Origin of the sequence: Geodermatophilus obscurus DSM 43160 (assembly GCF_000025345.1) — a bacterium.
In the GTDB taxonomy this organism is placed as follows: domain Bacteria; phylum Actinomycetota; class Actinomycetes; order Mycobacteriales; family Geodermatophilaceae; genus Geodermatophilus; species Geodermatophilus obscurus.
In genome coordinates, this window is the sequence record NC_013757.1 from 2783786 (window position 1) to 2809059 (window position 25274).

Annotated in this window: 23 protein-coding genes; 19 read left to right on the forward strand and 4 right to left on the reverse strand. The window is 74.0% G+C overall.

All coding sequences use genetic code 11. From position 1 onward, the window contains the following. Window positions 1-15: 15 nt before the first annotated feature. Window positions 16-480 carry a GNAT family N-acetyltransferase gene (locus GOBS_RS13065; protein WP_012948743.1) on the reverse strand — a complete coding sequence of 155 codons (465 nt, stop codon included), beginning with the start codon at window positions 478-480 and terminating at the stop codon, window positions 16-18. A gap of 5 nt (window positions 481-485) precedes the next feature. Beyond that, on the reverse strand, window positions 486-1457 hold the full coding sequence (locus GOBS_RS13070) for a RecB family exonuclease (RefSeq protein ID WP_243697492.1): 972 nt from the start codon (window positions 1455-1457) through the stop codon (window positions 486-488). Window positions 1458-1538: 81 nt separating this feature from the next. On the opposite strand from GOBS_RS13070, the gene GOBS_RS13075 reads away from it, so the two are divergent. The 8 genes from GOBS_RS13075 (at window position 1539) to pafA (ending at window position 10446) form a co-directional block, all read left to right on the forward strand. After that, a complete protein-coding gene (locus GOBS_RS13075) occupies window positions 1539-2429 on the forward strand; it encodes a tRNA (adenine-N1)-methyltransferase (protein WP_012948745.1) in 891 nt (296 codons plus the stop codon). A gap of 198 nt (window positions 2430-2627) precedes the next feature. Then, window positions 2628-4352: a proteasome ATPase gene (arc, locus tag GOBS_RS13080; protein ID WP_243697493.1), complete on the forward strand. Its 1725-nt coding sequence runs from the start codon at window positions 2628-2630 to the stop codon at window positions 4350-4352. Between the two features lie 176 nt (window positions 4353-4528). Then, entirely contained in the window at window positions 4529-6034 is a 1506-nt protein-coding gene (dop, locus tag GOBS_RS13085) for a depupylase/deamidase Dop (RefSeq protein WP_012948747.1), read from the forward strand. A gap of 85 nt (window positions 6035-6119) precedes the next feature. After that, window positions 6120-6329 carry a ubiquitin-like protein Pup gene (locus tag GOBS_RS13090; RefSeq protein ID WP_012948748.1) on the forward strand — a complete coding sequence of 70 codons (210 nt, stop codon included), beginning with the start codon at window positions 6120-6122 and terminating at the stop codon, window positions 6327-6329. Window positions 6330-6678: 349 nt separating this feature from the next. After that, window positions 6679-7149 carry an endonuclease VII domain-containing protein gene (locus GOBS_RS28840; RefSeq protein WP_279432656.1) on the forward strand — a complete coding sequence of 157 codons (471 nt, stop codon included), beginning with the start codon at window positions 6679-6681 and terminating at the stop codon, window positions 7147-7149. Between the two features lie 52 nt (window positions 7150-7201). Beyond that, window positions 7202-8044: a proteasome subunit beta gene (gene prcB, locus GOBS_RS13100; protein WP_012948749.1), complete on the forward strand. Its 843-nt coding sequence runs from the start codon at window positions 7202-7204 to the stop codon at window positions 8042-8044. Between the two features lie 4 nt (window positions 8045-8048). Beyond that, entirely contained in the window at window positions 8049-8912 is an 864-nt protein-coding gene (gene prcA, locus GOBS_RS13105; RefSeq protein ID WP_012948750.1) for a proteasome subunit alpha, read from the forward strand. A 175-nt stretch (window positions 8913-9087) separates the two neighbouring features. Continuing rightward, window positions 9088-10446: a Pup--protein ligase gene (gene pafA / locus GOBS_RS13110; RefSeq protein ID WP_012948751.1), complete on the forward strand. Its 1359-nt coding sequence runs from the start codon at window positions 9088-9090 to the stop codon at window positions 10444-10446. A gap of 103 nt (window positions 10447-10549) precedes the next feature. Here pafA and GOBS_RS13115 read toward each other — a convergent pair whose 3' ends face one another. Continuing rightward, on the reverse strand, window positions 10550-11662 hold the full coding sequence (locus tag GOBS_RS13115; protein ID WP_166487387.1) for a DUF3866 family protein: 1113 nt from the start codon (window positions 11660-11662) through the stop codon (window positions 10550-10552). Between the two features lie 106 nt (window positions 11663-11768). On the opposite strand from GOBS_RS13115, the gene GOBS_RS13120 reads away from it, so the two are divergent. The 8 genes from GOBS_RS13120 to GOBS_RS29360 all read left to right on the forward strand — a co-directional run bounded on the left by GOBS_RS13120 (window position 11769) and on the right by GOBS_RS29360 (window position 20038). Beyond that, the gene (locus GOBS_RS13120) at window positions 11769-12752 is read left to right on the forward strand and encodes a helix-turn-helix transcriptional regulator (protein WP_012948753.1); all 984 of its coding nucleotides are present in this window, start codon (window positions 11769-11771) and stop codon (window positions 12750-12752) included. Beyond that, on the forward strand, window positions 12749-13744 hold the full coding sequence (locus GOBS_RS13125) for a helix-turn-helix transcriptional regulator (protein ID WP_012948754.1): 996 nt from the start codon (window positions 12749-12751) through the stop codon (window positions 13742-13744). The genes GOBS_RS13120 and GOBS_RS13125 overlap by 4 nt, the downstream gene beginning before the upstream one ends. 10 nt (window positions 13745-13754) lie before the next feature. Then, window positions 13755-13949: a hypothetical protein gene (locus tag GOBS_RS13130; protein WP_012948755.1), complete on the forward strand. Its 195-nt coding sequence runs from the start codon at window positions 13755-13757 to the stop codon at window positions 13947-13949. Window positions 13950-14039: 90 nt separating this feature from the next. Continuing rightward, window positions 14040-14366 (forward strand): Sec-independent protein translocase subunit TatA, encoded by a 327-nt coding sequence (gene tatA, locus GOBS_RS13135; RefSeq protein WP_012948756.1) that lies wholly within the window; start codon window positions 14040-14042, stop codon window positions 14364-14366. 20 nt (window positions 14367-14386) lie between these two features. Then, window positions 14387-15361 carry a twin-arginine translocase subunit TatC gene (tatC, locus tag GOBS_RS13140; RefSeq protein ID WP_012948757.1) on the forward strand — a complete coding sequence of 325 codons (975 nt, stop codon included), beginning with the start codon at window positions 14387-14389 and terminating at the stop codon, window positions 15359-15361. Window positions 15362-15626: 265 nt separating this feature from the next. Then, complete coding sequence (locus GOBS_RS13145; protein WP_243697494.1) at window positions 15627-16406, forward strand: diacylglycerol kinase family protein; 780 nt, start codon at window positions 15627-15629, stop codon at window positions 16404-16406. Between the two features lie 131 nt (window positions 16407-16537). Continuing rightward, window positions 16538-19393 carry a DEAD/DEAH box helicase gene (locus tag GOBS_RS13150; RefSeq protein WP_012948758.1) on the forward strand — a complete coding sequence of 952 codons (2856 nt, stop codon included), beginning with the start codon at window positions 16538-16540 and terminating at the stop codon, window positions 19391-19393. A 27-nt stretch (window positions 19394-19420) separates the two neighbouring features. Next, window positions 19421-20038 carry a DUF4333 domain-containing protein gene (locus GOBS_RS29360; protein ID WP_012948759.1) on the forward strand — a complete coding sequence of 206 codons (618 nt, stop codon included), beginning with the start codon at window positions 19421-19423 and terminating at the stop codon, window positions 20036-20038. Between the two features lie 3 nt (window positions 20039-20041). On the opposite strand, the gene GOBS_RS13160 is transcribed toward GOBS_RS29360, so the two are convergent. Continuing rightward, a complete protein-coding gene (locus GOBS_RS13160) occupies window positions 20042-20959 on the reverse strand; it encodes a 5'-3' exonuclease (RefSeq protein ID WP_012948760.1) in 918 nt (305 codons plus the stop codon). 67 nt (window positions 20960-21026) lie between these two features. Here GOBS_RS13160 and GOBS_RS13165 point away from each other — a divergent pair, with 67 nt between their 5' ends. Genes GOBS_RS13165 through GOBS_RS13175 form a run of 3 tightly spaced genes read left to right on the forward strand, consistent with a single transcriptional unit; the run spans window position 21027 to window position 24842 of the window. Then, entirely contained in the window at window positions 21027-22184 is a 1158-nt protein-coding gene (locus tag GOBS_RS13165) for a M24 family metallopeptidase (protein ID WP_243697495.1), read from the forward strand. Further along, complete coding sequence (locus GOBS_RS13170) at window positions 22159-22644, forward strand: Lrp/AsnC family transcriptional regulator (RefSeq protein ID WP_012948762.1); 486 nt, start codon at window positions 22159-22161, stop codon at window positions 22642-22644. Before GOBS_RS13165 ends, GOBS_RS13170 begins: the two co-directional genes overlap by 26 nt. A gap of 41 nt (window positions 22645-22685) precedes the next feature. Continuing rightward, entirely contained in the window at window positions 22686-24842 is a 2157-nt protein-coding gene (locus GOBS_RS13175; RefSeq protein WP_208104290.1) for an intein-containing Rv2578c family radical SAM protein, read from the forward strand. The last annotated feature ends 432 nt before the right edge of the window (window positions 24843-25274 follow it).

A 25274-nucleotide genomic window follows, 5' to 3' on the forward strand; every position in this document is an offset into this window, starting at 1 on the left:
GACCGGTCCAGCGGGTCAGGAACGCCCGTCGTCGTCCAGGTACTGCTTGTAGGTGCGTGTCGCCGCGGCCACCCCCGCGGCCTCGTAGAAGGCGAACGCCGCCGGGTCGTCGGCGGAGAGCTGCAGCTCGTAGCAGCCGGCGGCCTCGCCGTGCGCCCGGGCCGCGGCCAGGAGTGCTCGGCCGACCCCGGTCCGGCGCGCGCCCGAGTCGACGACGACGTTGTCGACCAGCAGGTACGGCCGTCCGGCACGGGCTGCGTTGGCGAGCACGGTCAGGTCGGCGGTCCCGACGACCACTCCGCCGGCTTCGGCGAGGAGCACGGTCCGGCCCGGCGTGGCCAGCCTGGCAGCCCACGCGGCCGCGACCGGCTCGTCGACCCGCAGGTCCAGCTCCGGGTACAGCTGCTGGTACAGCCGCACCGCGTCGGGCAGGTCGTCGTGTCCTACCGCCCGGACCGTGGCCGCCGCGGGAGGGTGCACTCCGCTCAGTCGCGCTCGACGATCGGCAGCGTCGGCCACCCGGCGGCGGCCGCGGCCGCGGCGGGGAAGGGCGGGGGCGTACCGCCGAACGACGGGCACAGCGCCTGGTGGTCGCACCAGTCGCACAGCCGGGTGCGGTTGGGCCGGAAGTCCCCGGTGGCGACCGCCCGCTCGATGGCCGCCCAGATCGCCTGCAGGGTGCGCTCGAAGCGGACCAGCTCGGCCTCCTCGGGCGCGTAGGTCAGCGCGTCGCCGTTGCCCAGGTAGAGCAGCTTGAGCTGGCTGGCCACCACGCCGCGGGTGCGCCACAGCACCAGCGCGTAGAACTTCATCTGGAACAGGGCCTTGCCCTCGAACGCCTCGCGGGGCATCGAGCCGGTCTTGTAGTCGACCACCCGCAGCGCGCCGTTGGGGGCCACGTCGAGCCGGTCGACGTAGCCGCGCAGCAGCAGCCCGTCGGGCAGCGTGACCTCGACCAGCTCCTCACGGCCGTGCGGCTCGATCCGCGACGGGTCCTCGAGGGAGAAGTAGGTCTCCACGAGCTCGCCGGCCGATGCCAGCCACGCCTCCAGCGACGGGGGCTGCTCGGCCGCGGCGTCGTCTCCCGTGCCGCCCTCGGTGAAGAGGGCGGCGACCTCCGGGTTGGCCCGCAGCTCCTCCCACGCCGGGGCGACCAGCTCCCGGGCGGCCTCGGCCGTGCGCCGGCGGGCGGGCAGGTCGTAGAGGCGCTCGAGCACCGAGTGCACCAGCGTGCCGCGGACCGCGGCCAGGCTCTTGCGCTCGGGCAGCCGGTCGATCGTGCGGAACCGGTACAGCAGGGGACAGGTCTTGAAGTCGGCCGCCCGGCTCGGGGAGAGCGAGGGGCGGCGGGGGGTCGCCGTCGTGTCGACGGGCGAGTTCGGGGAGGCGGCCGCCGCGTCGGCGGGCTGCCCGGTGGGCGAGAGCCCGTGCGCCGAGTCCTGCGCCATCGCCGTCATGCCTCCGAGGCTAGGCCGGGGTACCGACAGAACCGAGCGCGCGCGCCGGGCGCTGCGCGCGTCGCCGTAGGCTGGCCGCCCGTGGACGCGCAGCAGCACACCGCCGAGACGACCGACGACACGCCCGAGGCCCCGCGCGGGGAGCCGGTCGCGGGGGCCTTCGTCGTGGGCGACCGGGTGCAGCTCACCGACCCCAAGGGCCGGCTGCACACCGTCGTCCTGGAGTCCGGCAAGCAGTTCCACACCCACCGCGGCGCGATCGCGCACGACGACCTCATCGGCGCGCCCGAGGGCTCCGTCGTCCACTCGACGGCGAACACCGGCTACCTGGCGTTCCGGCCGCTGCTGGCCGACTTCGTGCTCTCCATGCCCCGCGGCGCCCAGGTCATCTACCCCAAGGACGCCGCCCAGATCGTCGGCTTCGGCGACATCGGCCCCGGCATGCGGGTGCTCGAGGCTGGCGCCGGGTCCGGGGCGCTGAGCTGCTCCCTGCTGCGCGCGGTGGGCGAGCACGGCAGCGTCACCAGCTACGAGCGCCGGGAGGACTTCGCCGACGTCGCCCGCGCCAACGTCGGCGCCTTCTTCGGCGAGGTGCCGGCGACCTGGTCGCTGCGGCTGGGCGAGCTGGACCAGCACCCGGCCGAGGAGGTCGTGGACCGGGTCGTGCTGGACATGCTGGAGCCCTGGGCGGTGCTGCCCACCGTGGCCGCCGCGCTGCGCCCCGGGGGCGTACTCGTCGGATACGTCGCCACGACCACGCAGCTGTCCACGTACGTCGAGGCCCTGCGGGCCCAGGGCGTGTGGACCGAGCCGCACGCCTGGGAGTCGCTGTTGCGGCCGTGGCACGCGGTCGGTCTCGCCGTCCGCCCCGAGCACCGGATGGTCGCGCACACCGCCTTCCTGGTCACCGCACGGCGGCTGGCCGAGGGCGTCGTGGCCCCGCTGCGTCAGCGCCGGGCGCAGAAGCACTGACCCGGCCCCGCTGCAGGGGCCCGCGCCGAGCCTGCGAGGTGCGGGGGGCAGCGGGGTCCTTCTACCGCGAGCCCCGGGCACGCTGTCGCCGGGCGTGTATAGATTTGCGTCCTGGCTCTCCCGATCTGTCGGAGGTGCGCGATGGGCCCCGGTCTTGGCAATGGTCCCGACGAGTTCAGGGCGCGGCGGGAGCGTGACGTGACGGCGCTGCTCAGCCAGATCTCCTACCTGGAGGAGGAGATCGGCCTGCTGCGCCGCAAGGTGGCGGAGAGCCCCCGCCAGCTGCGGTTGCTGGAGGAGCGGCTGGCGGAGGCGGAGGGCCGCGCGGCCTTCCTGTCCGAGCGCAACGACAAGCTCGCCGGCACGCTGCGCGACGCCCGCGACCAGCTGGTCACGCTCAAGGAGGAGGTCGACCGGCTCGGTCAGCCGCCGTCGGGCTACGGCGTCTTCCTCACCCGTCACGACGACGGCACGGTCGACGTCTTCACCGGCGGCCGCAAGCTGCGCGTCTCGGTCTCCCCGGCCGTGGAGGTCGACGTCCTCCAGCACGGCCAGGAGGTCATGCTCAACGAGGCGATGAACGTCGTCGAGGCGTGCGGCTTCGAGCGCGCCGGCGACGTCGTCATGCTCAAGGAGCTGCTCGAGCCGGTCGAGGGCGAGGCGCCGCGCGCGCTGGTCATCGGACACACCGACGAGGAGCGCGTCGTCCACCTCGCCGAGTCCCTCACCGACCAGCCGCTGCGCAGCGGCGACTCGCTGCTGCTGGAGACCCGCTCGGGCTACGTCTACGAGCGGATCCCCAAGAGCGAGGTCGAGGAGCTCGTGCTCGAGGAGGTCCCCGACATCGACTACGGCGACATCGGCGGCCTGTCCCGGCAGATCGAGCAGATCCGCGACGCGGTCGAGCTGCCGTTCCTGCACGCCGACCTGTTCCGCGAGTACGAGCTGCGCCCGCCGAAGGGCATCCTGCTCTACGGCCCGCCCGGCTGCGGGAAGACGCTCATCGCCAAGGCGGTGGCCAACTCGCTGGCCAAGAAGGTCTCCGCGGTGAAGGGGGAGGGGCAGGCGAAGTCCTACTTCCTCAACATCAAGGGCCCCGAGCTGCTCAACAAGTACGTCGGCGAGACCGAGCGGCACATCCGGCTGGTCTTCCAGCGGGCCCGCGAGAAGGCCGGCGAGGGGACGCCGGTGATCGTCTTCTTCGACGAGATGGACTCGATCTTCCGCACCCGCGGGTCCGGGGTCTCCTCCGACGTGGAGAGCACGATCGTCCCCCAGCTGCTCAGCGAGATCGACGGCGTGGAGGGGCTGGAGAACGTCATCGTCATCGGCGCCTCCAACCGGGAGGACATGATCGACCCGGCGATCCTGCGGCCCGGCCGCCTCGACGTGAAGATCAAGATCGAGCGGCCGGACGCGGAGGCCGCCCGCGACATCTTCAGCAAGTACCTGACGACCACGTTGCCGCTGCACCCCGACGACCTCGCCGAGCACGGCAACAGCCGCGAGGCCACGGTCGGCGGGATGATCCAGCGCACCGTCGAGCGGATGTACACCGAGAGCGAGGAGAACCGCTTCCTCGAGGTGACCTACGCCAACGGTGACAAGGAGGTCCTGTACTTCAAGGACTTCAACTCCGGGGCGATGCTGCAGAACATCGTCGACCGCGCCAAGAAGATGGCGATCAAGGAGCGGCTGGAGACCGGCGCCGGCGGCCTGCGGGTGGGCCACCTCATGCAGGCCTGCGTCGACGAGTTCAAGGAGAACGAGGACCTGCCCAACACCACCAACCCCGACGACTGGGCGCGGATCTCGGGCAAGAAGGGCGAGCGGATCGTCTACATCCGCACGCTGATCAGCGGCAAGGGCGCCGAGAGCGGTCGCGCGATCGACACCGCGACCAACACCGGCCAGTACCTGTAGCCGCCCCGGCCGACACGACGGCCCGGCTCCCGCACCGCGGGGCCGGGCCGTCCGCGGTCCCGGGGTGGCCGATGGCCGCCGGTCCCGGCGAGATCGCCGATCTCGCCGCCGCCGGTGGGCCGCGGGCTGTCCGCCCGTCTACGGACGGCGTCGTCTCGGACGCCTAGGGTGGCGGCATGAGCGTGCGGCGGGTCATGGGCACCGAGATCGAGTACGGCATCTCGGTGCCCGGGCAGCCGACGGCGAACCCGACGACGCTGTCCAGCCAGGTCGTGAACGCCTGGGCGGTGGCCGAGGCGCCCACGCCACGCCGGCCGCGCTGGGACTTCGAGGAGGAGTCGCCGCTGCGTGACGCCCGCGGCTTCGACCTGTCCCCGGCCCAGGCGCTGGACCACAACGACCTGGAGGAGGACTCGGGGATGGCCAACGTCATCCTCACCAACGGAGCCCGCCTCTACGTCGACCACGCGCACCCGGAGTACTCGACGCCGGAGGTCACCAACCCGCGCGACGTCGTCCTGTGGGACAAGGCGGGGGAGCAGGTGATGGCCGAGGCGGCCCGGCGGGCCGCGCGCGTCCCGGGCACCCAGCCGATCCAGCTGTACAAGAACAACACCGACGGCAAGGGCGCCTCCTACGGCGCGCACGAGAACTACCTGATGGACCGGCGGACGCCGTTCCTCGACATCATCCGGGGGCTCATCCCGTTCTTCGTGACCCGCCAGGTGGTGGCCGGCTCGGGGCGCGTGGGCATCGGCACCGAGAGCCGCACGCAGGGCTTCCAGCTCTCCCAGCGCGCGGACTTCTTCGAGGTCGAGGTGGGGCTGGAGACGACGCTCAAGCGGCCGATCATCAACACCCGCGACGAGCCGCACGCCGACGCCGACAAGTACCGCCGGCTGCACGTGATCATCGGCGACGCCAACCTCGCCGAGCTGTCCACCTACCTGAAGGTGGGGACGACGGCGCTGGTGCTGGACATGATCGAGGCGCGCACCCTGACCCGGGACCTCTCGCTGGAGGAGCCGGTCGCGGAGCTGCAGGCGATCAGCCACGACCCGTCGCTGACCCACCGGGTGCGGCTGCGCGACGGGCGCCGGATGACGGCGCTGGAGGTGCAGCAGTCCTACCTGGAGATGGCGCAGCGGCACGTCGACCGGCACGGGGAGGACGACGGGCAGTCCACCGACGTGCTGCGCCGGTGGGCCGAGGTGCTCGAGGACCTCGCCGTCGACCCGATGCGCTGCGCCGACCGGCTGGACTGGCCGGCGAAGCTGCGGCTGCTGGAGGGCTACCGCTCCCGCGACGGCCTCGCGTGGGGCGACTCCCGGCTGCACCTGGTGGACCTGCAGTACTCCGACGTGCGGCCGGAGAAGGGGCTGTACCACCGGCTGGTGTCGCGCGGGTCGATGCAGCGGATGCTGGCCGACGACGAGGTGACGCACGCGATGGTGCACCCGCCGTCGGACACCCGGGCCTTCTTCCGCGGGGAGTGCCTGCGCCGCTACCCGGCCCAGGTGGCCGCGGCGTCGTGGGACTCGGTGGTCTTCGACCTCGGGCGGGAGAACCTGGTCCGCATCCCGACCATGGAGCCGCTGCGGGGCACCCGCGACCACGTCGGCGCGCTGTTCGAGTCGACGTCCTCGGCGCAGGAGCTGGTCGACACCATCACCGGCGGCTGACCCCGGTCGGTCGACCTCCGTTCGTCGCACCCCGCGGGTAACTTCAGCACCAGGCACCAGCCACCTTGCGCACCTGGAGGAACCCATGGCCACGAGGGACAGCGGCGGTCAGCAGCGCTCGACGCGCAGCCGGGAGGAGACCGAGGAGGTCGAGGCGTCGGTCGACACCGAGGTCGCCGAGCGCCACAAGGAGGTCTCCGAGGACCTCGACTCCATTCTCGACGAGATCGACGAGGTCCTCGAGGAGAACTCGGAGGAGTTCGTGCGTAGTTACGTACAAAAAGGGGGCCAGTGACCATGATCATCTTGGTGGCGTGAACACGAAGTTTTGTCGCGACTGCCGGGCTTATCGTCCCGTGTCCGACTTCAGCAAGAACAAGAGATCTCGGGACGGCTTGGCGTTCTACTGTCGCCAGCACCTGGCGGAACGCGCCGCCCGGAGCCGTGAGGCCAGGCGTGTGGAACCGCGCAGACATCGATTCGTCCCACCGGACCTCACCGTGCCGGATGGTCACAAGTGGTGCCCCGACTGCGAGTCCGTGAAGTCGCTGGATCAGTTCCCGCGTACGACTGCTTCTCGGTCGGGGCGTGCCACCTACTGCCTTCTCTGCCACAACGTCCGCGGGAGAGCGTCCAGGGAGAAGGTGGGCGGATCGCGGACGTACCACCTCACGCGGCGGTACGGCATCACGGCGGAGGAATCCGATGCGATGTTCGAGGCGCAGGGCGGGCTCTGCGCGATCTGTCGAACAGTGCCAGCCGTTCACGTGGACCACGACCATGACACGGGCGAGGTTCGGGCGCTGCTGTGCTTCGGCTGCAACGGTGGGCTCGGGCAGTTCAAGGACGACCCCGAGGTGCTCCGCGCGGCCGCCTGCTACGTCGAGCGGCACCGGGCCTCGCCGCGGTCCGTCAGCAGTCGGCCGGAGCCCGGCGACCCGCCCGGTCGGCGCCGGCCTGGCGTCCCCGTGACCGGCGGTGCAGCCCTGGGTTCGCGCGCTGGAGAGCGATGCAGGCGAGCAGCTGAGTGTCGAGCCACCGCCTCGGTTCACTGCCGAGCCGGGGCGGCACGCTGTTCGCCCCACCGGACAGCCACCCGTCCGGGTCGCCGGTAGGGTCGCGAGCGACAGCACGGGAGACACCGGCATGCGGGCGAGAGGCGGATGGGTGAGCGAGTATTCGGCTGGCCGGAGCGGGTTCTCACCCGCCTACCTGGACCGGGTGGGTTCCTCGTTCACCGACTTCCTCGCAGCGGCCGCGCCGCACCTGCTGCCGGGCAGCCGTCCGGTGCCGCAGATCCCGGTCGGGAACGTCACACCGCACGGCACCACGATCGTCTCGGTCACCTACGACGGCGGCGTCCTCATGGGCGGTGACCGGCGGGCGACCATGGGCAACCTGATCTCCAGCCGGGAGATCGAGAAGGTCTACCCGGCCGACGCCTGGTCGGTCATCGGCATCGCCGGCGCGGCCGGCATCGCCATCGAGATGGTCCGGCTGTACCAGGTCGAGCTCGAGCACTACGAGAAGATCGAGGGCCTCACGCTCTCCCTCGACGGCAAGGCCAACCGGCTGGCCCAGATGATCCGCGGCAACCTCGGCGCCGCGTTGCAGGGCCTCGCCGTCGTCCCGCTGTTCGCCGGCTTCGACCTCGACGCGGCCCCGGGCGCCGCCCCCGGACGGATCTTCAGCTACGACGTCACCGGCGGGAACTACGAGGAGCGCGGCTACTCCGCCGTCGGCTCCGGCTCGCTGTTCGCGCGCAACTCGCTGAAGAAGACCTGGCGGCCGAACCTGGACGGCGACGCCGCCACCCGCAGCCTCGTCGAGGCGCTCTACGACGCCGCCGACGACGACTCCGCGACCGGCGGGCCCGACCCGGTGCGCCGGCTCTACCCGATCGTCTACCGGGTCGACGCCGAGGGCGCCGTCCGGGTCCCCGACGACGAGATCGCCGCCGTCGCCACCCGCATCACCGACGAGCGGTCCGCCGCGGACGGGCAGGGCTGACGCCATGACGATGCCGTACTACGCCTCTCCCGAGCAGCTGATGCGGGACAAGTCGGAGTACGCCCGCAAGGGCATCTCCCGCGGCCGCAGCGTCGCGGTCGTCACCTATGCCGACGGCGTGCTGTTCATCGCGGAGAACCCCAGCTCCACGCTGCACAAGGTCGGCGAGCTCTACGACCGGATCGGCTTCGCCGCCGTCGGCCGCTACAGCGAGTTCGAGAGCCTGCGGGTGGCCGGCGTGCGGCTGGCCGACGTCCGCGGCTACTCCTACAACCGCCGCGACGTCACCGGCCGGGTCATCGCCAACGCCTACGCGCAGACCCTGGGCGAGGTCTTCACCCAGCAGATGAAGCCCTTCGAGGTCGAGCTGTGCGTCGCCGAGGTGGGCGAGACCCCGGAGACCGACCAGCTCTACCGGCTGACCTTCGACGGGTCGGTCGTCGACGAGCCGGACTTCGTCGTCATGGGGGGCCAGGCCGAGGCGGTCAGCGCCAACCTGCGCGAGCACTTCCTGCCCGGCATGGGGCTGGCGGAGGCGCTGCGGGTCGGCGTCCAGGCGCTGTCGGCGGTCAGCCCCGCCACCAGCGCCGGCAACGGCGGTCCCGCGCTGCTCACCGCGGAGCAGCTCGAGGTCGCGGTGCTCGACCGGCGGCGGCCCAAGCGAGCCTTCCGCCGGATCGCCGGTGCCGCGCTGCGCCCGCTGCTGGACCGGCAGGAGGAGGACGGGGTCGTCGCCGGCGAGGAGCCGCACACCGCCGCGCACGCGCCGAGCGTGCCCCAGCCGGGCGCCCCGGCCGGGCTCGGCGACCCCGGCGCACCGGACACCGGTGGAACGGCGGGCAGCGGGGGAGAGGCGCCCACCACCTGAGGGGACCTCCCTGCCCCCACCGGAGCAGGACCCCCCTGCCCCCCGCCGTTCGCGAGCTCACGGCGGCGCCCTGCAGGAGGGCCGGCGGCGGGCCTCCTGCAGGGAGGCCGGCTCCGGAGGTGCCGGGCGTGCGCGCCAGCCGCCCTCTGTCGCCATCGGCGCCTAGGCTCTGTCCGTGGAACGACGGATCTTCGGCATCGAGACCGAGTACGGCGTGACGTGCACCTTCCGCGGCCAGCGCCGGCTGTCCCCGGACGAGGTGGCGCGCTACCTGTTCCGCCGCGTGGTGTCGTGGGGGCGCAGCTCCAACGTCTTCCTGCGCAACGGCTCCCGGTTGTACCTGGACGTGGGCAGCCATCCCGAGTACGCCACCGCCGAGTGCGACGACCTCTCCGAGCTGGTCGTCCACGACAAGGCCGGCGAGCGGATCCTCGAGGGGCTGCTGGTCGACGCCGAGCAGCGGCTGGCCGAGGAGGGCGTCACCGGCGACATCTACCTGTTCAAGAACAACACCGACTCGGCCGGCAACAGCTACGGCTGCCACGAGAACTACCTGGTGGGCCGGCACGGGGAGTTCAGCCGGCTGGCCGACGTGCTCATCCCGTTCCTGGTCAGCCGGCAGATCGTCGTCGGCGCGGGCAAGGTGCTGCAGACCCCGCGCGGGGCGATCTACTGCATCAGCCAGCGCGCTGAGCACATCTGGGAGGGCGTCTCCTCGGCCACCACCCGCTCCCGGCCGATCATCAACACCCGCGACGAGCCGCACGCCGACGCCGAGCGCTACCGGCGGCTGCACGTCATCGTCGGCGACTCGAACATGAACGAGACGACGACGCTGCTCAAGGTCGCCGTCACGGACCTGGTGCTGCGGATGATCGAGGCCGGCGTGCCGATCCGGGACATGACGCTGGAGAACCCGATCCGCGCCATCCGCGAGATCAGCCACGACATGACCGGGCGGCGCAAGGTGCGGCTGGCCAACGGCAAGGAGATGTCGGCGCTGGAGATCCAGTCCGAGTACCACTCCCGCGCCGCGGAGTTCGTCGACCGGGAGGGCTTCGGTCCGGTGCACCGGCAGATGCTCGAGCTGTGGGGGCGGGTGCTCAAGGCCGTCGACACCGGCGACCTGTCCCTGATCGACCGGGAGATCGACTGGGCCACCAAGTACCAGCTGATCGAGCGCTACCGAGCCAAGCGGGACCTGCCGATGAGCTCTCCGCGGATCGCCCAGATGGACCTGGCCTACCACGACATCAGCCGCACCCGCGGGCTGTACTACCTGCTCGAGCGCAACAACCAGGTCGACCGGGTGGCCCACGAGCCGCGGGTGTTCGAGGCCAAGAACGTGCCCCCGCAGACCACCCGGGCCCGGTTGCGCGGGGAGTTCATCCGCCGGGCGCAGGAGAAGCGCCGCGACTTCACCGTCGACTGGGTGCACCTCAAGCTCAACGACCAGGCGCAGCGCACCGTGCTGTGCAAGGACCCCTTCAAGGCCGTCGACGAGCGCGTCGACAAGCTCATCGCCTCGATGTGAGGTCCGTCGAGTGCGACGACCGAGTGCGACGACGTCGTGGTGCTCAGGCGCTGACCGCCACGAGTTCGGCGCACTCGGCCCGGCCGGTGGGCCGACCGGGTGCTCACCCCTCGTCGTCGGGGAGCGGGACCTGCAGTGCGGCGTACCGGCCGGCGGCCGCCGCGGCCAGGAAGTAGGCGCGCTCCTCGGGGAAGCTGCGGCCCATCGTCGACAGCGGCACGGGGGACAGGCCCAGGGCCTCCTCGAGCCCGTCGACGTCCATCCACACCACCCGGTTGCGCTCCGGCTGGCCGGCGAGGTCCTCCTCGACCTGGCTGCCCAGCTCCGAGCCCAGCCCGCGGGGCGCGATCAGCGTCACCCCGCCGAGCGCGACCCGGCCGAACGCGGTCAGCGAGTGGTGGGAGACCCCGCGGTGCCGCGGCCGCGGGTCGGCGTCGGAGATGCGCAGCGCACCGACCGGCTCCCCGCCGAGCACGGTGACCGCGTTGCAGGCCTCGCCGGCGGCCACCCCGGAGAAGCCCCACGGCGTCCCGGTGCCGAGGTTGCCCGGCCCCTGGCTGACGATCGCCACGTCGGCGCCGAGCACGTGCTTCGCGGCCAGCAGCCCGGTGTGCAGGGTGACCGCCTCCAGGTCGCCGCCGAACGCCTGGCCCACGGTGACCACGCCGGCCAGGGACGACGCCAGCGACGACAGCGTGCGGGAGAAACCGGCGACCAGCGCGCCGCCGTCGGTCATGACGTAGGCCACCCTCAGGTCCGGGTCGGTGGCCAGGACGCCGATGAGTGCGGCCGGCAGCGCCGAGTGCAGGTCGGCGACGACGACCGGCATCCCGGCGAGGTCCTCGGCGTCGGCGATGGTGCGGTGGTGCTCGGTGTCCTGCTCGTCGACGCCCTGCACGCTCACCTGCAGCGGCGTGTACCGGGCCTTGACCAGGTGGCCGGGTCCGCTGGGGTCCGGCGGCAGGCGGTCGGGGACGGCGACCACGAGGGCGTAGCCGCCGGTGCCCAGCCGCTGCGCCCAGGCGGTGGTGTTCAGCAGCACGGTGTCGCCGACCTCCGGAACACCGACCAGCGAGGGGTGCGCCAGCGCCCGCACCTCGCCGTCGCCGTCGACCTCGGCGGTGAGTTCCTGCGCGTCGCGCCAGGCCCGCCCCAGGGCGGTCACCGTGCCCCGTCGCCACCGGATCCGCTGCTGTGTCGTTCCGCGTTCCCCCACCCGCGCAGGCTAGATGAAGGACCCCCTGCCCCCCGCCACTCGCAAGCTCGCGGCGGGGCCCTGCAGGCGGCCACGCCTGGGACGGTCCTTCCCTTAGCCTGGGTCCGTGGCGGCGAAGCGGGCGGAGCGGCTGGTGAACCTGGTCATCGCCCTGCTCGGCACCCGGCAGTACGTGACCGCGGCGAAGATCCGGGCCACCGTGCCCGGCTACGAGCCCGACGACGGCACCGCCCGCGCCGACGAGGCGTTCAAGCGCATGTTCGAGCGCGACAAGGCCGAGCTGCGCGAGATGGGCGTCCCGCTGGAGACCGGCCGCACCAGCGTCTTCGACGCCGAGGACGGCTACCGCATCGCCCGGGCCGACTACGAGCTGCCCGAGATCACGCTGACCGGGGAGGAGGCCGCCGCGGTGGGCCTGGCGCTGCGGCTGTGGGAGTCCGCGCAGCTGGCCGGCGCCGCCCAGAGCGCGCTGGTCAAGCTGAAGGCGGCCGGGGTGGACGTCGACACCAGCCGGGCGATCCCGCTGCGCCCCCGGCTGGACTCCGACGAGCCGGCCTTCGAGCCCTGCTACGCCGCGGCCCGCGACCGGCGCGTGCTGACCTTCGACTACCGCCGTCCCGACGAGGACGCCCCCGCCCGCCGCCGGGTGCAGCCCTGGGGCGTCGTCGCCTGGCACGGCCGCTGGTACCTCGGCGGCCTCGACCTCGACCGGCAGGCGCCCCGCGTCTTCCGGCTCTCCCGCGTCGTGGGCACGCCTCGGCCCACCGGCCCGGCCGGGGCCTTCGAGCCGCCCGAGGACGTCGACCTGGCGGCCATGGTCGCCGGGCAGTTCCGGGGCGAGGAGCAGCTCGTGGTGGTCCGCGCCCGGCCCCGCACCGCGATCGGGCTGCGCCGGCACGCCGTCCCGCTGGGCCCGGCCGAGGACGGGGACGACCGGCTGGAGCTGCGCACCACCGAGCCGATGCGGCTGGCCGGCGAGATCGCCTCCTACGGCGCCGACGTCGTCGTCGAGGCCCCGGCCGCGGTGCGCGCGGCCGTCGTCGAGCGGCTGACCCGCCTGGCCGCGATGGCGCCGGAGGGGGCGGCATGAGCGCCCCCACGACCACCGAGCGGATGACCCGGCTGCTCTCGCTGGTCCCCTACCTCACCGCCCGCCCCGAGGGGGTGCCGCTGGCCGAGGTGGCCCGCGACTTCGGCGTCCCCGAGCGGCAGCTGCGCCGCGACATGGAGCTGCTGTGGATGTGCGGGCTGCCCGGCTACGGGCCCGGGGACCTCATCGACCTGGCGTTCGAGGGCGACCGGGTGCGGGTCACCTTCACCGCCGGCATGGTCCGCCCGCTGCGGCTGACCACCGACGAGGCCGTCGCCCTGGTCGTCGCGCTGCGCACCCTGCTCGAGCTGCCCGGCCTGGCCGAGCGGGAGGCGGTCAGCCGCGCGCTGGCCAAGGTGTCGGCCGCCGCCGGGCACGCCGCCGAGCGGAGGACGCCGGTGGCGCTGTCGGTCGACGCCAAGGAGCAGGCGCTGGCCGTCGTCCGGGAGGGCCTGGAGCGCGGGCGGGCGCTGCACCTGCACTACTACGTGCCCACCCGCGACGAGCGCACCGAGCGCACCGTCGACCCGCTGCGGCTGCTGCTGGTCGACGGGCGCTGGTACCTGGAGGCCTGGTCCCGGGAGGTCGGCGGCGTCCGGCTGTTCCGGCTGGACCGGATCGACGACGTCGAGGTCCTCGACGAGCCGTCCGCGCCACCGCCGGGGGTGCCGCTGCGCGACGTCGACGCCGGGCTCTACCAGCCCGAGCCGGGCGCGCCGGTGGTGCGCCTGCGGCTGGCCCGCGCCGCCCGCTGGGTGGCCGAGTACTACCCGGTCGAGGACGTGCGCGAGGTCCAGGACCCGCCCGGCGGTCTCGCGGTCGCCCTGCGCACCGCCGACATGGCGTGGGCGCGGCGGCTGGTGGCCTCCCTCGGCGGGGCCGCCACCGTCGACCAGCCGGCCGAGCTGGCCGCGGCCGTCGCCGCCGACGCCCGGGCCGCGCTCGGCCGCTATGCAGCCGACGGACAGCTGCCGTCCACCTCCGGCGACTAGGGTCGGGCCCGTGCTGCTGACCGTCGTCTGGATCGCCGTCGCCGTCCTCGCCGTCGTCGTGCTGGGCGCGCTGGCCTACGGCGTGCTCGGCGCGGCCGGCCGGGTGCGCCGGGAGGTCGCGGCGTTCGAGCGGGAGGTCCGCCCGCTGCTCACCGAGGCGCAGGCGACCGCCGCGCGCGCGGCGGAGGTCCAGCGCCCCTCCTGACCGGCCGGTCCCACCCCCTCGATTCGGGGGCGGCAGGACGCCTGCCGGCACGTAGCATCGACGACGCCACCCGCTGACCTGGAGGACGACATGGCCGGACTCGGCCCGCTGGAGATCGGCCTGATCATCCTGGCCATCCTGCTGCTCTTCGGTTACAAGAAGCTGCCGGACGCCTCGCGCTCGCTGGGCCGCTCGCTGCGCATCTTCAAGGGCGAGATGAAGGGCATGAAGGACGACGACGTCCGCACCAAGGACGCCGCCAAGACCTCCCCGGTGCGCGGCGAGGTCCTCCCGCCGGCGACCGCCGCCGACCGGGAGCGCGAGGCCCTCGAGGCCGAGGCGCGCGCCGCCGAGGCCCGGGCCGCCGAGCTGCGGGCCCGCGCCACCCAGGCCGGCCCGGCCGACAGCACCCGCTGACCCCAGCTCCCGGCACCACCATGAGCGACAGCACCAGGGGGGGCGCGGCGCGCCGGTCCGGCCTGCGCCGGCGCCGCCGCCCGCCGCGGGACCCCGCGGCGACGATGACGCTTGTCGCCCACCTCACCGAGCTGCGCAACCGGGTCGCCAAGGCGCTGCTCGCCCTGCTGGTCGCCACCGCGGTCGCCTTCTGGTGGTACGAGCACGGCCTCGGTGACTTCATCCGGGCGCCGTACTGCAACCTGCCGGCCGACCTGCGCTTCACCGAGGGCAGCGAGCAGGAGTGCGGCCTGCTCATCACCGACGTGCTGGGCGGGGTCTTCATCCGCCTCAAGGTCAGCTTCCTGTGTGGCGCGGTGCTCTCGGCGCCGTTCTGGCTCTACCAGCTGTGGGCGTTCATCACCCCGGGGTTGAAGCGGAACGAGAAGCGCTACGGCTTCGGCTTCGTCGCGGTCTCCTCGCTGTTGTTCGCCCTCGGCGCCGCCCTGGCCTACGTCTCGCTGTCGGCGGGCCTGCAACTGCTGCTGGGGCTGGCCGGCAGCGGCACGGTGATCGCGCTGACCGCGCAGGACTACATCGGCTTCGCGCTGTCCCTGCTGGTGGCGTTCGGGGTGAGCTTCGAGGTGCCGCTGGTGGCGGTGGCGCTCAACCTGGTGGGCGTCCTCTCCTACGAGGTGCTGCGCGGCGCCCGGCGGTGGATCTTCTTCCTGACCATCGTCTTCGCCGCCTTCGTCACCCCGACGCAGGACCCGTTCACCATGCTGCTCATGGCCGGGCCGATGATCGTGCTGTTCGAGCTGGCCATCCAGGTGGCCCGGTTCGTCGACCGGCGGCGGGCCAAGCGGGACGCCGTCGAGCACTTCCACGCCCTCTCCGACGACGAGGCCTCGCCGCTGGACGCCGCGCCGTCCGAGCTCGACGCGGCCCCGTACGACGACCTGCGCCGGGAGGACGACGCCGCGCCGCTGGACGACCCGGCGCGCTCCCGCCGCTGAGAGGACCCTCCCCTGCCCCCACCGTGGAAGGACCCCGTTCCGGCCCCGTCCCGAGGCTCGCCCCCGAGCCTGCGAGGGGTGAGGAGGACGGCGTCCTTCCAGGGGCCACCCCTGCCCCCACCTCTCGCGAGTTCGCGGCGGGCACCTGCGGAGGGGCCGGCGTGCAGGTCGCCGTCCTGCTGAGCCAGGCGGCCGGCCGCGGCCGGGTCCACGCGGCCGCCCGCGGGGTGCTCGACGCGCTGCGCGCCGACGGCCTCACCCGCGGGTGCTGCCCGCGACCACCCGCGCCGCCGCCGAGCGGCAGGCGGCCGGGGCGGTCGCCGCAGGCACCACCGCCGTGGTCGCGATCGGTGGGGACGGCGCCGCGCACGCCGGCCTCCAGGCCGTGGCCGGCACGGACACCCCGGTGGCCGTCGTCCCGGCCGGCACGGGCAACGACCTCGCGCTCGCCCTGGGCGTGCCGGCCGACCCGGTCCTCGCGGCCCGGGCGGCAGTGGCCGACCTGCGGACGGGGGAGGTCCGCCGCGTCGACGCCGGCCGCACCGGGGACTGCTGGTGGGCCACGGTGCTGTGCTGCGGCTTCGACTCCGCGGTCACCGACCGGGCCAACCGGCTGCGCTGGCCGCGCGGCCCGCGCCGCTACGACGTGGCGATCCTCGCCGAGCTGGCCCGGTTGCGGCCGCGGGAGCTCACCCTCGTCCTCGACGGCCACCCGCGGACGCTCGCCGTCACGCCGGTCGCCGTCGGCAACACCCCCTGGTACGGCGGCGGGAGGCGGGTCTGCCCGGCCGCCGATCCGGCCGACGGCGCGTTCGACGTCACCGTCATCGGGCCGGTGAGCCGCCGGGAGCTGGTGCGCACCCGCCCGCGGCTGATCGCCGGCACGCACGTCGAGCACCCGGCGGTCACCGTGCACCCCACCCGCCGCGTGGAGCTGGCCGGCGAGGAGCTGACCACCTACGCCGACGGGGAGCCGGTCGCGGGGCTGCCGGCCGTCAGCGTCTGCGTGCCCGGCGCCCTCCCGGTGGTGGGCGCCGGCCGCTGAGCCGGGCCCCGACGATCAGCTGAGCGGATCACCCGGGCGGTGCCGGTCTCGGCGTGCTGCCGTTATGCCCAACAAAGCCGCTGGCAGGGTCGGGTCGCGCCGATCGGGGGAGACACGCCTAACGTGGAGCCATGTCCAGCCCCGCTGAGCGGTACGCGGCTGCCCGTCGGCGCGGTGCCCACCCCGCACTGGCCGACTTCACCGCGCAGCTCGGCTTCTCCCTCGACCCCTTCCAGGTGCAGGCCTGCGAGGCGCTCGACGAGGGTTCCGGCGTCCTGGTCTGCGCGCCGACCGGCGCGGGCAAGACGGTGGTGGGGGAGTTCGCCGTCCACAAGGCGCTGGCCGAGGGGCGCAAGGCCTTCTACACGACGCCGATCAAGGCGCTGTCCAACCAGAAGTACAACGACCTCGCCGAGCGCTACGGCGAGGGGAAGGTCGGCCTGCTCACCGGGGACAACGCCATCAACGGCGACGCGCCCGTGGTGGTGATGACCACCGAGGTGCTGCGCAACATGCTCTACGCCGAGTCCCCGGCGATCGACGGGCTCGGCTACGTCGTCATGGACGAGGTGCACTACCTCGCCGACCGCTTCCGCGGCGCGGTGTGGGAGGAGGTGATCATCCACCTCCCGCAGTCGGTGACCCTGGTGTCCCTGTCCGCGACGGTGAGCAACGCCGAGGAGTTCGCCGACTGGCTGGTCACCGTCCGCGGCCACACCGAGGTCGTCGTCAGCGAGGTCCGGCCGATCCCGCTGTGGCAGCACATGCTGGTCGGCAACCGGGTGTTCGACCTGTTCAGCCTGCGCCCGGCCGCGCACGCCGCCGAGCAGGGCGACGACCCGCGCGGGCAGTCCACCCGCGAGCGCGGCGCCAGCGTCGTCGACCCCGAGCTGGTCCGCTACGTGCGCGAGCACGAGCGGCGGATGGACACCTGGGGCGGTGGCAACGGCGGCTCGCGCCGGGAGCGGGACTGGCACAAGCCGCGCTACAAGCCGCCGGCCCGCGCCGACGTCATCGAGCGGCTGGACCGCTCGGGACTGCTGCCGGCCATCACCTTCGTCTTCAGCCGCAACGGCTGCGACGCGGCGGTCGACCAGTGCCTGCGGGCCGGGCTGCGGCTCACCGACGAGCACGAGCGCTCGGAGATCGCCGCCATCATCGACGAGAGGACCGGCTCGCTGCCGGAGGAGGACCTGCACGTCCTCGGCTTCTGGGAGTGGCGCGAGGGCCTGCTGGCCGGGCTGGCCGCGCACCACGCCGGCCTGGTCCCGGCGTTCAAGGAGACCGTGGAGGAGTGCTTCGTCCGCGGTCTGGTCAAGGCCGTGTTCGCCACCGAGACCCTCGCCCTGGGCATCAACATGCCGGCGCGCACCGTCGTCCTCGAGCGGCTGGTCAAGTGGAACGGCGAGGCGCACGTCGACGTCACGCCGGGGGAGTACACCCAGCTCACCGGACGGGCCGGGCGGCGCGGCATCGACGTCGAGGGGCACGCCGTCGTCGTGTGGGCGCCGGGCATGGACCCCTCCGTCGTCGCCGGGCTGGCCAGCACCCGCACCTACCCGCTGAAGTCCTCCTTCCGGCCCAGCTACAACATGGCCGTCAACCTGGTCAGCTCCTTCGGGCGGGCCAACGCCCGCGAGCTGCTGGCCTCGTCCTTCGCCCAGTTCCAGGCCGACCGCTCGGTGGTCGGGCTGGCCCGCGCCGCCGCCCGCCACGAGCGCGACGCCGAGCGCTGGGCCGCCGAGATGCACTCGGAGGGCGGCGACGTCGCGGGGTACGCACGGCTGCGCCAGGACATCGCCGAGCGGGAGAAGGAGCTCTCCCGCGACTCGGCGGCCAAGCGCCGGATCGAGGCCTCCGACGCGCTGGCGGCGCTGCGGCCCGGCGACGTCATCCGCGTGCCGTCGGGACGGCGGCAGGGACTGGCCGTCGTCCTCGACCCCGGGGTGACCGACCTGACCGAGCCGCGCCCCCTGGTGCTCACCGAGGACAAGTGGGCCGGGCGCCTCGGTGCCGTCGACTTCCCCACGCCGGTCACCGCGCTGGCCCGGGTGCGGGTGCCCAGGAACTTCAACCACCGCAGCCCGCACGCCCGGCGGGACCTGGCCGCCACGCTGCGCAACGCGCGCGTGGAGAACGACCTGGGCGCGCGGCGGGTCAGGCAGCGCTCCGCGGCCGCCGACGACCCGGTGCTGCACGACCTGCGGCGGGCGCTGCGGGCCCACCCGGTGCACGCCCTGCCCGACCGCGAGGAGCGCGTGCGGGCGGCCGAGCGCTGGCTGCGGGCCACCCGGGAGGCCGAGGCCACCCACCGTCGGATGGCCGAGCGCACCGGCTCGCTGACCCGCCAGTTCGACCGCACCTGCGACGTCCTCGAGGAGCTGGGCTACCTGGTGCCCGACCCGGCGGCCCCGCCGGTGACCGCGGGGGAGGACCCGGTGGACCACGAGGTCGCAGACGTCGCCCCGGTCGTGACCGACGACGGCCGGCGGCTGGCCCGCATCTGGTCGGAGGCCGACCTGCTCGTCGCCGAGTGCCTGCGCTCGGGCGTGTGGCGCGGGCTCACCCCGGCCGAGCTCGCCGCCGCGGTGTCCACGCTGGTGTTCGAGGCCCGGCGGGAGATGCCCGGCCAGCCGGCGGTGCCGGCCGGCAAGGTGTCGGCGGCGATCGCGGAGATGCGGCGGATCCGCGCGCGGCTGCAGGACGTCGAGCTCGACCACGGTGTGCCGGCCGGCCGCGACCTGGACCTCGGCTTCGCCTGGGCGGCCTACCGCTGGGCCGACGGGCAGAGCCTGGACCGGGTCCTGGCCGGGGCCGAGCAGGCGGGTACCGAGCTCTCCGGTGGGGACTTCGTCCGCTGGGCGCGCCAGTTGCTGGACCTGCTCGACCAGCTGGCCAAGGTCGCCGACGGCCAGCTGGCCACCACGGCCCGGGCGACGGTGGACCGGGTACGGCGCGGCGTGGTCGCCGTAGCGGTCGGCGGCTGAGCCGCAGGTGGGGCAGGATCTCCGACGATGACCAACCCCCCGCACGGCGACCCGCCGCCGGGTGAGCCCGGCCGGCCCCAGCCGCAGCAGCCGTGGCCGCAGCAGCCCGGCCCCTGGGGCCCGCCGGCGCCTGGTCCGTACGGCGGGCAGCCGCCCTACGGGCAACCGCAGCAGCCCGGCGCCTGGGGCCCGCCGGCGCCTGGTCCGTACGGCGGGCAGCTGCCCTACGGACAGCCGCAGCAGGGCCAGCCGCCGTACTGGGTGGGCCAGCCCCAGCACGGGCAGCCGCAGCACGGCCAGCCGTGGGAGCAGTCGCCGTACGGGCCCCCGGTGCCGCAGCGGCGGTCCCGGAGGGGACTGGTGGCCGGGATCGTCGTGCCGGCCGTCCTGCTGCTCGTCGCTGTGGTGCTCGCCCGCGTCTTCGCCGACACCGTGCTCGACACCAGCGCCGTCGAGGACGACGTCGCCGCGCAGTTCGAGGAGATCGAGGGCGTGGCGATCGACTTGACCTGCGACGACGAGATGCAGGTCGAGCAGGGCGCCGACTACGAGTGCACCGGCACCACGGCCGACGGCGAGGAGGTCACCCTCCGCATCGTCATCACCGACGAGACCGACGCCTCCTACACCTGGGAAGAGGTCTAGGGCTCAGCTGAGCGCGTCCTCCGGCCAGCCGAGTGCGGCACCCAGCCGCCGCAGCGAGGACTCGATGCCGTGCGCGGCGGCCAGTGCGGCCAGCGCGTCGGGATCGGCCGGACGGCGGGGGAGCGCGCCCTCCACGGCCGGCAGGTCGATGTCGCGGGCGACGGCGACGACCACCGGGGCGGCGTCGAGGTAGTCCGCGCCGGCGTGCAGCCTCTTGAGGACGGCGGCGGTGAGCGGCGGCTTCGGGACGACGGTGCGCGCGGCGGCCGCCCGGATGCCGGCCAGGTCGCCGAACTCGGTGATCAGCGCCGCCGCGGTCTTCGCGCCGATGCCGGCCACCCCGGGCAACCCGTCGCTGGGGTCGCCGCGCAGCACGGCGAAGTCGGCGTAGGCCCGCCCCGGGATGCCGTACTTCGCGGTCACCGCCGCCTCGTCGACCAGCTCGAGGTCGGTGATGCCGCGCGCGGTGTAGAGCACCCGGACGCCGCGCTCGTCGTCCACCAGCTGGAACAGGTCGCGGTCGCCGGTGACGACGTCGACCGGGCCGCGCGCGCGGGTGGTCAGCGTGCCGATGACGTCGTCGGCCTCGTAGCCGGGCGCACCGACCCGCGCCAGCCCCGCCGCGGCGAGCACCTCGACCAGCACCGGCACCTGCGGGCCCAGCTCGTCGGGGGTCTCCTCGCCGCCGTCGGGGGACAACCGGTGCGCCTTGTAGGAGGGCAGGGCCTCGACGCGGAAGGCCGGGCGCCAGTCGTCGTCCCAGCAGGCGACCAACCGGTCCGGGGCGTGGGCCGTGACGAGCCGCGCGGTCATGTCCAGGAAGCCGCGGACCGCGTTGACCGGCCGTCCGTCGGGCGAGGTGACGCTGGTCGGCACCCCGTAGAACGCCCGGAAGTAGAGGGAGGCGGCGTCCAGCAGCATCGTCGTCACGACTCGGGACGGTAACGGCCGGGGGTGACGGGCGTATCCGCTGGTTAGGCTGCGAGTCGTGCCCTCTCCGACCGCCGCTGGGACCGCATCTGCACCGCTGGTGACCCTCGACCGCGTGCACGCCGCGCGGGACCTGGCCGCGGCGACCGGCGTCGACCTGCTCGTCGTCACGCCGGGCTCGGACCTGCGCTACCTGTGCGGCTACGACGCCCACGCGATGGAGCGGCTCACCGCGCTGGCGGTGCCGCGGCAGGGGGAGCCGTTCCTCGTCGTCCCCCGGCTGGAGGCGCCGATGGTCGGCGCCAGCCCGGCCGGCGGCCTCGGCCTGGAGGTGCTGGCCTGGGACGAGACCGACGACCCGTTCGCGCTGCTGGCGCAGGCGGCGACCGGCCGGCTGGGCGCCGCGCCGGCGCGGGTCGCGGTCGGCGACCGCACCTGGGCGCTGCACGCGCTCGGCGTCGCCGGCGCGCTGCCCGGGGCGGCCCTGGAGCTGGCGAGCCCGGTGGTCGACCGGCTGCGGATGGTGAAGACACCGGCCGAGGTCGCCGAGCTCGCCGCCGCCGGTGCGGCCATCGACCGGGTGCACGCCCGGATGGGGGAGTGGCTGCGGGTCGGCCGCACCGAGGCCGAGGTGGGCGCCGACATCGCCGCGGCGATCCTCGCCGAGGGGCACGTGTCGGTGGACTTCACCATCGTGGGGTCCGGGCCCAACGGCGCCAGCCCGCACCACGAGCTCTCCGACCGGGTGGTGGAGGACGGCGACGTCGTCGTCGTCGACATCGGCGGCGAGACCGCCACCGGCTACCGGTCGGACTGCACCCGCACCTATGCGGTCGGCCGCGCGCCCGGCGCCGAGGTCGCCGAGTGGTACGCCGTCCTGCAGGAGGCGCAGCGCGTCTCGACCGCCGCGGTGCGGCCCGGGGTGACCGCCGAGCAGGTGGACGCCGCCGCCCGGGACGTCATCACGGCGGCCGGGTGGGGCGAGTACTTCATCCACCGCACCGGGCACGGGATCGGCCTGGACATCCACGAGGCGCCCTACATCGTCGCGGGCAACGACCTGCCGCTGGAGCCGGGCATGGCGTTCTCCGTCGAGCCGGGCATCTACCTGCCGGGCCGCTGCGGCGCCCGCATCGAGGACGTCGTCGTCTGCACCGACGACGGCGTCACCGTGCTCAACGAGGGCCCGCGTGAGCTCGTCGTCCTCCCCGGCTGATCACGGCGGAGGACCGCTCACCTCCGGCGACGTCGACCGGGCGCTGCTGGCCGCGCTGGCCCGTGACGGCCGCGCCAGCTACACCGAGCTCGCCGAGAAGGTGGGCCTGTCGGTGTCGGCGGTGCACCAGCGCGTGCGCAGGCTCGAGCAGCGCGGGCTGATCACCGGGTACCACGCCAAGCTCGACGCCGCGCTGCTCGGCCTGGGGCTCACCGCGTTCGTCGCGATCACGCCGACCGACGCCGCATCGCCCGACGAGGCGCCGTCCCTGCTGGCGCACCTGCCCGAGATCGAGGCCTGCCACTCGGTGGCGGGGGTGGAGAGCTACCTCCTCAAGGTGCGGACGTCGTCCCCCGACGCGCTCGAGGCGCTGCTGCGCACGATCCGGCAGACCGCCAAGGTCACCACCCGGACGACGGTGGTGCTCTCCACCTTCTACGAGGACCGCCCGCCGCTGTAGCCCGACCCGCCCGCTGGACACCTGATCGAACGTGTGTTCGGATGGCCGCCATGCGGTGGGACGCCCAGCGGCTGGACGCCGAGGAACCGGCGACGCTGCCGGGCATGCCGTCGATGCGCGGCCTGCTGCGCAGCGTGCAGGTGCCGGAGTTCCCCGGGTTGACCTTCCACGAGGTGCGCAGCAAGAGCGCGCTCAACGAGGTCCCCGGCGACTCGCCCATGCCGTTCCGCTGGACGATCAACCCCTATCGGGGCTGCTCCCATGCGTGTGTGTACTGCCTGCGGGGAGACACCCGTGTGCTGATGGCCGACGGCCGGCAGAAGGCGATCGCCGATCTCCGGGTGGGGGACCGGATCGTCGGCACTCAGAAGCGCCGGACGTACCGCCACTACGTCACCACCGAGGTGCTGGCGCACTGGTCGACGGTCAAGCGGGCGTACCGCGTGCGTCTGGCCGACGGCACGGAGCTCGTCGCCAGCGGCGACCACCGGTTCCTGACGGGCAGGGGCTGGAAGCACGTCACCGGCGCGATGGCCGGTCGCGACCGTCGCCCGTACCTGACGACCGACGACGAGCTGCTCGGTTTCGGTCGGTCGGCAGCAGCACTGGACGTCTGCGCGGACTACCGCCGGGGCTACCTCGCCGGGATGATCCGCGGAGACGGACACCTGAAGATGTACCGGTACGAGCGAGCCGGCCGCAGGCACGGCGGCGTCCACCGGTTTCGTCTGGCGCTGGCCGACGTGGAGGCACTGGACCGCGCACAGGCCTACCTCGCCGCGGAGGGCGTGCGCACGGACCGCTCCAGCTTCTCGCCCGCGTCGGTGGAGCGACGGGCCATGTCGGCCATCCGGACCTCCACCGCCGCGGGGGTGGCCCGCATCTCGGAGCTCGAGGAGTGGCCCAGCGCCCCCACGGCTGCATGGCAGCGTGGGTTCCTGGCAGGGGTGTTCGATGCCGGAGGCAGCCGCAGCCAGCACGTCCTGCGCGTCACGAACACCGATCCGGAGATCTTGAGCCACACCCGCGAGGCGTTGGAGTGGTTCGGGTTCGACGCGGTGCTCGAGGATCGCAAGCGGGCGAACGGGCTCGCCTGCGTACGGGTCCGCGGCGGGCTCGGTGAACACATCAGGTTCATCCACCTCGTCGACCCGGCGATCCGGCGCACGTGCTCACTCGACGGGACAGCAGTGAAGAGCGACGCCGACCTGCGAGTCGTCGAGGTGGAGGACCTCCGCCTCGAGATGCCGATGTACGACATCACCACTGGCACCGGGGACTTCCTCGCCAACGGCGTGGTCAGCCACAACTGCTTCGCTCGCGCGACACACCAATGGCTGGAGCTGGACACCGGCCGGGACTTCGACAGCCAGGTCGTCGTGAAGACCAACCTCGTCGACGTCCTGCGCCAGGAGCTGGCCCGGCCCTCGTGGACGCGCGAGCACGTGGCGCTGGGCACCAACACCGACCCCTACCAGCGGGCCGAGGGGCGCTACCGGCTGATGCCCGGGGTGATCTCGGTGCTGGCCGGCTCCGGCACGCCGTTCTCGATCCTGACGAAGGGCACGCTGCTGCGGCGGGACCTGCCGGTGCTGGCGGCCGCCGCCGGCGACGTGCCGATCGGACTGGGCGTTTCCATGGCCATCTGGGACGACGCCCTGCACGCCTCGCTCGAACCCGGGGTGCCCAGCCCGCGCGCCCGCCTGGAGCTGGTGCGGGCGATCGCCGACGCCGGGCTGTCCTGCGGTGTGTTCCTGGCCCCGGTGCTGCCCGGCCTCACCGACCGGCTGGCCGACCTGGACGCCGCGCTGCGGGCGATCGCGGAGGCGGGTGCCGACGGCGTCACCGTCGTCCCGCTGCACCTGCGCCCCGGCGCTCGTGAGTGGTTCTCCGCCTGGCTGGCCCGCGAGCACCCACAGCTGGTGCCGCGCTACCAGCAGCTCTACCGCCGCGGCGCGGCGGTGGCACCGGAGTACCGCAGCTGGCTGGCCGGGCGGGTCGCCCCGCTGCTGGCGCGCTACGGACTGGACCGGCAGGCCGGGGGAGCGGCCCGGGGTGTGGACGCGCCGGCCGGCATCCCCGGGGACGGGGACAGCCGGTTCCCGGCCGGCAGCCTGCCGGCGACCCGGCCGAGCGCCCGGCCGGCTCCGGCACGCCACGCTTCGGCCCCGGCGGGCGAGCAGCTCACGCTGCTCTGACGCCGAACTCCTCGACGTGCGCCGACTACCAGGCTCCGTGGTCGTCTACCGTTATCCCCAACTTGCGGGCTGAACGACAGGTAGGAGGAGCAACCGCATCCCGGGGGACGGGCCCACGAGGCGCGGGCGTGGCCCCCGACCTCTCGTGCCGCCCGGCGGGCGGTGCGGCTCGCCCGGCACCGCTGGCCGCCCGCGCGGTGCCGGGCGGACGTCCAGGAGTGGACATCGGGGTGATCGGACAAGCATGGGATGTCCGCCGCCCATAGGGCGGACACCGGCGTCGTCCCGGCCGCCCGCTCCCGTCGTCGCGGTGGTGGGTCGTGGCGCGGCCGGCCGCTGAGCGGCCACCGGTGCAGGCCTCGTGGCCGATGGGGCCGGGAGCTCATGCGGCGGCGAGCCGGCCGACAGGGCAGCTCGCGCTGCTCTCCTGGG

Excerpts from the sequence above, each read along its gene's own strand:
- GOBS_RS13070 (WP_243697492.1), bottom strand. The coding sequence starts at position 1,457 with ATGACGGCGATGGCGCAGGACTCGGCGCACGGGCTCTCGCCCACCGGG.
- dop (WP_012948747.1), top strand. The coding sequence starts at position 4,529 with ATGAGCGTGCGGCGGGTCATGGGCACCGAGATCGAGTACGGCATCTCG.
- GOBS_RS13090 (WP_012948748.1), top strand. The coding sequence starts at position 6,120 with ATGGCCACGAGGGACAGCGGCGGTCAGCAGCGCTCGACGCGCAGCCGG.
- prcA (WP_012948750.1), top strand. The coding sequence starts at position 8,049 with ATGACGATGCCGTACTACGCCTCTCCCGAGCAGCTGATGCGGGACAAG.
- GOBS_RS13125 (WP_012948754.1), top strand. The coding sequence starts at position 12,749 with ATGAGCGCCCCCACGACCACCGAGCGGATGACCCGGCTGCTCTCGCTG.
- tatA (WP_012948756.1), top strand. The coding sequence starts at position 14,040 with ATGGCCGGACTCGGCCCGCTGGAGATCGGCCTGATCATCCTGGCCATC.
- tatC (WP_012948757.1), top strand. The coding sequence starts at position 14,387 with ATGAGCGACAGCACCAGGGGGGGCGCGGCGCGCCGGTCCGGCCTGCGC.
- GOBS_RS13150 (WP_012948758.1), top strand. The coding sequence starts at position 16,538 with ATGTCCAGCCCCGCTGAGCGGTACGCGGCTGCCCGTCGGCGCGGTGCC.
- GOBS_RS29360 (WP_012948759.1), top strand. The coding sequence starts at position 19,421 with ATGACCAACCCCCCGCACGGCGACCCGCCGCCGGGTGAGCCCGGCCGG.
- GOBS_RS13160 (WP_012948760.1), bottom strand. The coding sequence starts at position 20,959 with ATGCTGCTGGACGCCGCCTCCCTCTACTTCCGGGCGTTCTACGGGGTG.
- GOBS_RS13175 (WP_208104290.1), top strand. The coding sequence starts at position 22,686 with ATGGCCGCCATGCGGTGGGACGCCCAGCGGCTGGACGCCGAGGAACCG.